General features: G+C 64.9%; 4 protein-coding genes. All 4 read right to left on the reverse strand.

Annotated elements, in window-relative coordinates:
- A partial coding sequence (locus KBT70_RS05815) for a phage tail tip lysozyme (protein WP_296629671.1) occupies positions 1–1376 on the reverse strand: 1376 nt, incomplete at its 3' end.
- The gene (locus KBT70_RS05820; RefSeq protein ID WP_296629673.1) at positions 1373–3553 is read right to left on the reverse strand and encodes a hypothetical protein; all 2181 of its coding nucleotides are present in this window, start codon (positions 3551–3553) and stop codon (positions 1373–1375) included. The genes KBT70_RS05815 and KBT70_RS05820, both read right to left, overlap by 4 nt.
- Positions 3553–4101: a hypothetical protein gene (locus KBT70_RS05825; RefSeq protein ID WP_296629676.1), complete on the reverse strand. Its 549-nt coding sequence runs from the start codon at positions 4099–4101 to the stop codon at positions 3553–3555. Before KBT70_RS05825 ends, KBT70_RS05820 begins: the two co-directional genes overlap by 1 nt.
- A partial coding sequence (locus KBT70_RS05830) for a hypothetical protein (RefSeq protein ID WP_296629680.1) occupies positions 4101–6472 on the reverse strand: 2372 nt, incomplete at its 5' end. The genes KBT70_RS05825 and KBT70_RS05830, both read right to left, overlap by 1 nt.

Raw genomic sequence — 6472 nt, forward strand, 5'->3', positions numbered from 1 at the left:
CCCGCCTCAAACTGTTCGGCCAAAGCGTCGGCAAAGGCGGCGCGACGGCTCAGGTGCGGCACACCCGGACGCCAGAATTCTGTTGACGCCATGATTGCCGCGTCACGGGCGTTGTTGGTGTTGAGGATTTTCGCGGCGGCCCCACGCTCGGTGTTCTTCAGCTCCCAGTCGAGGAATTCGATCTGGGTATCCAGATCACCGGGGTCGCGCCCCTTGCGTTGCGCAAAGGCCAGATACTGGCGACGGCGCGGCCCGTTCCATTGGCCCATGCCAAAGGCGTTGCCGCCGTCGCCTACGGCGCGGGTATTTAGGCCGGGGCCGCTTTCCTGCATCAGGTTTGCGGTCAGACCGATGGCATGATGCGGCTCATAACCAAGCGCCAGCAACTTGCCCACGACATAGCCGATGCGGTTGGTCTGGGGCGAGGCGTTGCCGGTGGCGCTGAAATCGAAATCGCCCATGCGTGGGCCAGTCAGCGCGGCCAGTGTGCCCGGCTCTGGGCGCGCAGGGGCGGCGTTGCCGGATTGGTCGCCTGGTGTTTGATCCCGCCCTGTCGGAAAATCGCCGCCCTGTTCCATGGCGGTCTGGGCCGCGTCCACATCCTGCGCGAATTGCAACTGGCTTTGATCGGCGGGGCGGCGCTCGCCCGTGGTGCGCGACCGGCCCCGCTGAAACTCGACGAACCTGACCGCGCCCCCGACAACGCCGCCCAGGGCGGCCCCTACGCCAAAGGCCGTGGCCACCTGTGATACCGGCGCAGGCTCTGGCCCACCCAATTCGCGCTGACGCGCAAACTGATCAGGCAGGGTGCGCGCCTCATCGAGGGCGGCAAGACCCCCCTCTGCCGCTGCAAACCGCAGAATGCCCGAAGCTGGGTTGCCACCGAAAAGCATCATGGCCAGCGTTTCCGGGTCGGTCACGGCGGCCTGCAAACTGCCGGTGATGCTGGCCACAGCGGCCATGCTGCCGGGCGGGGCGCTGGACAGAACATGCTCAAGCTCGCCGAACTCGGCGGCGCGGCGCTCGATGTTCATCGTCTGGAACTGGTCAAAGTCCACAGGCAGATCGCGGAACTCGTCGGGCCGTGCCTCTTGTGCCCGCTTTACGGCGTCGAAAATGTGATCGTTGCTACGCTCGATCGGCGTCACGCGCGGATCGGGGGCCTCACCGGGTGCGAATTCATCGCCAAGACGCTCTTGGATACTGCGCAGAAAATCTCCCTCGTCGCGCAGGGCGCGGTTGCGCAGATCGCGGTCGATCCGATCGAACTCTGCTTGCGCCCCGGCAATCTCGGAAAAGCTGGGCACCTTGCCGGAAAAAATCGCGTCGGCTTGCGCCTGAACCTCTGGCGTGCGCTCGGGCAGGAAAAACGTCATCGCGGATACCTCCGCACCAACTCGCTCAGGCGAAACTCGAATGGCCCGCCCGATTGCAGATCGCCGATGGCCCGACCATCCGGCGCGACAAACTGATAAACATCCGGCCCCACCGCGCGCAGCGACAAGGATTGCAGCGTGTCCGCGTCAACCGGCTCGCCGTTGATCCCCGGCTGTCCGCCACTGATGGACGCTGCCTGAAGGAAGGCACTGGCGCGGGCCTGCGCGGCCTCCGGCTCGAGGCGCGTGATCGGGCGAACAACGGTGCCGGTCGCGGCAATGGTGTCGATCTCGCGCAACTCCGCGCCGGGCACTTCTGCCTGTCGCAATCCCAAAAGATCACGCGAAAGACCTTGGATCACGCGCTCTACGTCCCGCGCACCGACGTTTTGCGGCAAGGGCGTGAGTGCGCCGCGCACCTCCTGCATACCGCCCTTGGCGTCGCGGGCATTGAACACGCCCTGCCCGCCCATGACCTCATGCAGCGCCTGCCGATATACGTCCTCGTCAATGTCGCCTGCCGGATCACTCCGCCGGATGCGCGCAGCATAGAGCGCGTCGGCAGATTTGGTGATCGTGGCCTGCAAGGCCTCGCCCCCCGGCACATCGGCAAAGAAATCACTCACTGCCGCAAAGGCCGGTTCTGTTCGGTCGCGCACAGGCGGCAGGATGACATTACCCTGGTCGATCACCTGCTGACCGCGCAGCACCTCTTCGGCCACGCCGCGCGATCCACCGCTGGCCATGAGGCCGCCGACATGGGAAAACACCGGATCGTCGATCACGTTGGACAGGCGGTCAAAGCTCTCGCGCGGCAGGCTGGTGGCCAGCGTCTGTGCCAATGCGGCACGGCTGGCCGGGTCACTCTCAAGGCCTGCCTGCGCGCGCAGCCGCTCGCGCTCGTCATCGCTCAGGATGCGCAGCTCGGGGGCAAAGCCTTGATCGACCAGCTCCTGACCCTGCTGCGCGCGCAGGGCCAGCGCCTGCCCAAAGGCGGCGGGGTTGGCTGGGTCAAAGTCGGGCAGGTCGATGATCTGCCGCGCGCTCGGCCGATCCGTGCCATTCCAGAGGCTGCGGGCATAAGCGATTGGGTCGGCGGCAAAGCCTTCCTCGTGACGGCGCTGCCAGTCCTCGAGGACCTTCAATCGCTCGGTCTGGAACTTATGCGCAACCTTTTTGCCGCGCTCGCCCGCGATCAGCGCGCCGATCTCGTCTGGGGTCATTTCGGCCAGGGCGATATTCTCGTCGCGCAGGCTGCGCGCGGCCATGGTCTCGGCAAACTCGGGATGCGCCTGAACGTCCGGATCAGCCAAGAACGCCTCGTCGACCGGCGTGCGCCCGTCTGCCATGATCTGGCGCATTTCGCTCAGGCGGTTGCCAAGGGCGGTCTGGCGCTCTTTCTCGGCCTTTTCCGCCGCAGATGCGGCCTGCTTTTCAGCCGTGGCCAGTGCCGATGTTGCCTGCGCGCGGTAGCGCTCGAGCGTGTCACCGTCGAGGCCCGGAAAATCGCCTTGATCGACGGCGCTCAGAAATGCCTGCGGATCGTCGGTGATCATGCGGATGGCGTGCGCGTTGCTCACATCGCCGCGCAGAGCGATGCGCCGCTTGGCCGCTTCCTCCGGGTCGATCACACCTGCCTCAAGAAGGCTGGCAATCATTTCATCGCCTTGGGCGAATAGCGTGGCGCGGGTCTGGGGATCGGCGCCAGCCCCGGCACGGCTGGCCTCTTGGGTATACTCGATGAACGTGGCTTCTCGCTGCGACTGGCGCAGGCCAAGATTGCGCGCCCCCACGCTGAACGCCGTCGCGTCGATCAGCCGGTCAAAGGCAATGCCGAACTTGTCGCGATTGGCCGGGTCCAGCACGGCATTTTCGCCGTCGGCCTCGAGATACCGCTGGCGCAGCCGTGCTTTGCCCTGCTCCCAGAATTGATCGGCCTGATCCGGATCGCCGATTTCCTCGACCCCAAGGCGCAGATCGTTGACCTCGCGGGTCAGGTCCACCTGCGCGCGCTGGAAATTCCGGTCGCGCCGGTCCTCTTGCATCGCAAACCCGACAGTGGCGGCGATGTTACCAAGTTGGGCAACCGCGTCGCCGGTCTGGTCCGGCACCACTTCGGTCGCGCGGGCGGCGCGTCCGGGGTCTGTGCCCGCGCGGGGGAACGGCAAGAGGCCCATCAGGTGAACTCCGGAAAGAGGCGCGGCGCAGCGGACAGGAACTGACCCGCCGCCGAGGTGACGCCACTGAAGAGCGAATTTGACGCGCGGGCGCGCAGCGCGGCTTGTGTTCCGGTCAGCTCACGCTGGGTGGCTTGGCCGGTCTGGCGGATCGACTGCGACTGAAATGCCAGCTCTTTGGCGGCGGTCTGGCCAAGAAAAACGGCGGTCGGGCTGTCGAGCGAGAAACCGCGCGCACCGATGGTGGCCGCTTGGTTGCGGATTTGGCTGGCGAATTCGCTGCGGGCGCGCTGATCCTGAATGGAATTCAACCGCGCCTCTTCGCGCTTTTGCACTTCGATCGCATTGGCCTGCGCGCGCGCCGCCGAGGCGGTCGCAGCCCCCTGTGCCAACGTCCCGCCGATGCTGGCAATCGTGCCGATGGTGGCCAAGGTGCCGCCGAAACCTGCGGTCGCGGCCCCGGCACTGGCCCCAGTGGCCAAAACGCTGGCCGCCGTGCCCGGCGCTGCCCCGGCAAAAAGACCGGCAAGTGCGATGAGATCACACATTATGGACCCGCCTCTTCGATTGTTGTGATGATTGCGGTCACGGTCAGAGGGGCCAGCCCCTGCGGCTTGACGCGCACATGCACCTGATCGGCATGGCCCGACGGCAGGCTGAGCGATGCGGTGCCGCTCGCCGGATCACGCACATCCTGCGCCACGCCGCGCGGCAGGATTTCCTGCTCTTGCCCAATGCGGTCTGGCATCCCGAAACTGCGCTCGACGGTGCAGACCGTGCCTGCGACGGTCTGATAAACCTGCAAGCCCAGCTTGGAATGCAGCCGTCGCTTGATCCCGCGCGTGTCGCCCTCGCGCCCGGCTGCGGTCAGGTCCAGCGTTTCAAAAAAATGCGTGCCGTCGACCATGCCGATGACGGCGCGGCCCACCGGCTCGGGCACAGTCACGGTGCCGCCAGCGCCGACGGTGAACGGCCCGAAATCGCCCTTGTCCGTCCAGGCATAGACCGTTTCGCCGACAAGATGCCCCAGCGTGAAACTGTCGGTTTCCACTTCCGGCTCGAACACCAGAGAGGCAAAGGCGTGATTGGCATGGGTGATCGGCTCTGCCCCGATCAGCGCAGGGAAATTCGTGGCCAGTTCCTCGACCATGCGCACTGTCACGCCGCCGATCTCGCGCCGCACCACAAGGGTCAGAATGTCGAACGCGCCCGTCGCGGATTTGGTGATGTCCATATCCTCGACGAACCCGCCTGCGATGGGCACGGTAGCCCAACCCAGCACATCTTGCTCAGGATCGTGGATCATCACGGCAAGCGTGCCATCCGTGCGGCGCAGCCATGCTTGCCTGTGCGGGGCGGATTGCCAGACGATCTGCTCGAAGCCGACGGCACCCAGATGCTGCGACGGCAAACTCAACTCGATCGGGCGGCTGCCATCCTGCTCAAAGGAAAACCGCACCTCATTGGTGCGCGCCTTGTCGGCGGTGATATAAACCGGATCGCCATAAGGTAGGATGGGCGATGCGGCGTTCACACCGTCCGTGGCCACGAGCTCGGTATCAAAGGTCAGCGGGCCAATCGCCTCGCCCGCCTGCGCGGAAAACCCGCGATGCACCTCGCCAAGCGCGCCGATGTAGATCCCGCGCCGCCCGAATTGCAGCCACTCGATCCGGTTCTTGCTGCTGTTGCCCTCGATCGCATAGGCAAAACTGCCATCCGCCTCAGAGCTTGGCTCGAAATCTGTCAGCAACCCTTGGGTGCTGGCCCAAAGGGTGCGCGGGTCAGTCGGGGTGCGCGCTGCGAAGAGGCGCTGTTCGTAGTTTTCGATCTTGGCCGGATAGCCATATTTGGGCGACCATGCGCCCTCAGACCAACGATAGGTTGGACCGTCGATCAGAGGCTGAGGCAGCGTTTCCAACACGTCCGCCTCGGCAGAATTTGAGGTCGTGACCTCGGTGATCTGGACAATGCCAACCTCGGTCGACACAAACGTCCACTCGGTCGGCTTTGATCCATCAGTGCGCACCGCGCCATCCGTGTGGGTGGGTGGGTTCACGCCCGTATTGTCCCCGGCGCTCAGCTCGTAAATATTGCCGTCGAACCGCATGAGATCGCCGACGGCGGCGGTGGCGTTGCCAACCCAGATCGGCACCTCTTTGAAATCCGTCGGCTCAAGGCGGAACAAAGACCCGACATGATCCGCCTCAAAAATCCCGCCCGATGCGGACAAGGTGACAGTGCCCTTGGCAAGCGTGGCAAAGCGGAAAGCCCAAGTGATGCTGCGCGGCTCTGTCAGTCCGCCCTCGCCACCGGGCACGGCCCCCTCAAAGGTGTAGACCTGCGAACCAACCTCATGCACAGGCGGGTTTGGACCGGTTGAAATCTCGGTGACACTCCCGGTATCTGCCGCGACCACCTCATAGACGTTCTGCCCGTTCTTGCGCAGATCACCGATGATGACCTCTTCATTGGCCTGCCAGCTGGCGACGGTCCCGAGCACGCTCGAGGCCTGAATTGTCTTGGTCTCGTCAAGGTTCTGCGCGCGGAACGGCCCGTTTTCCAAAAGCGCGGGCGCGATGGTCCAATTGTCCAGGGCAAAGCGCGACAGTTTCTGCATCGGCTGCCGCCCGTCGACGATGTAAATCACGTCGCCATCCTGCATGAAATCGAGATTCGGCAGATCAGCGGCGGTATAGGGTGTCACCAGCTCAAAAGGTGCCGGTGCGCCTGTCATCACCAGCGTCCCATATCGCCAGACGCGCATGCGCAGATGCGTGAACTCAAGGCTGAGACTGTCGTTGACCGCGAATTGAAACGGGATGCGGCGCGCGGGCTGGTTGTCCCGCGTGTAACCGCGAAACACGGTGCCGGGCGCGCGCGTGACGCCGCCTTGGCGCAGGGGGATAAATCCGCGACAGG

Source organism: Roseovarius sp., assembly GCF_018066915.1.
In the GTDB taxonomy this organism is placed as follows: Bacteria; Pseudomonadota; Alphaproteobacteria; order Rhodobacterales; family Rhodobacteraceae; genus Roseovarius.

What these genes read in the sequence shown, in the direction of transcription:
- KBT70_RS05820 (WP_296629673.1), bottom strand. Translation starts at nt 3,553, where the DNA reads ATGGGCCTCTTGCCGTTCCCCCGCGCGGGCACAGACCCCGGACGCGCC.
- KBT70_RS05825 (WP_296629676.1), bottom strand. Translation starts at nt 4,101, where the DNA reads ATGTGTGATCTCATCGCACTTGCCGGTCTTTTTGCCGGGGCAGCGCCG.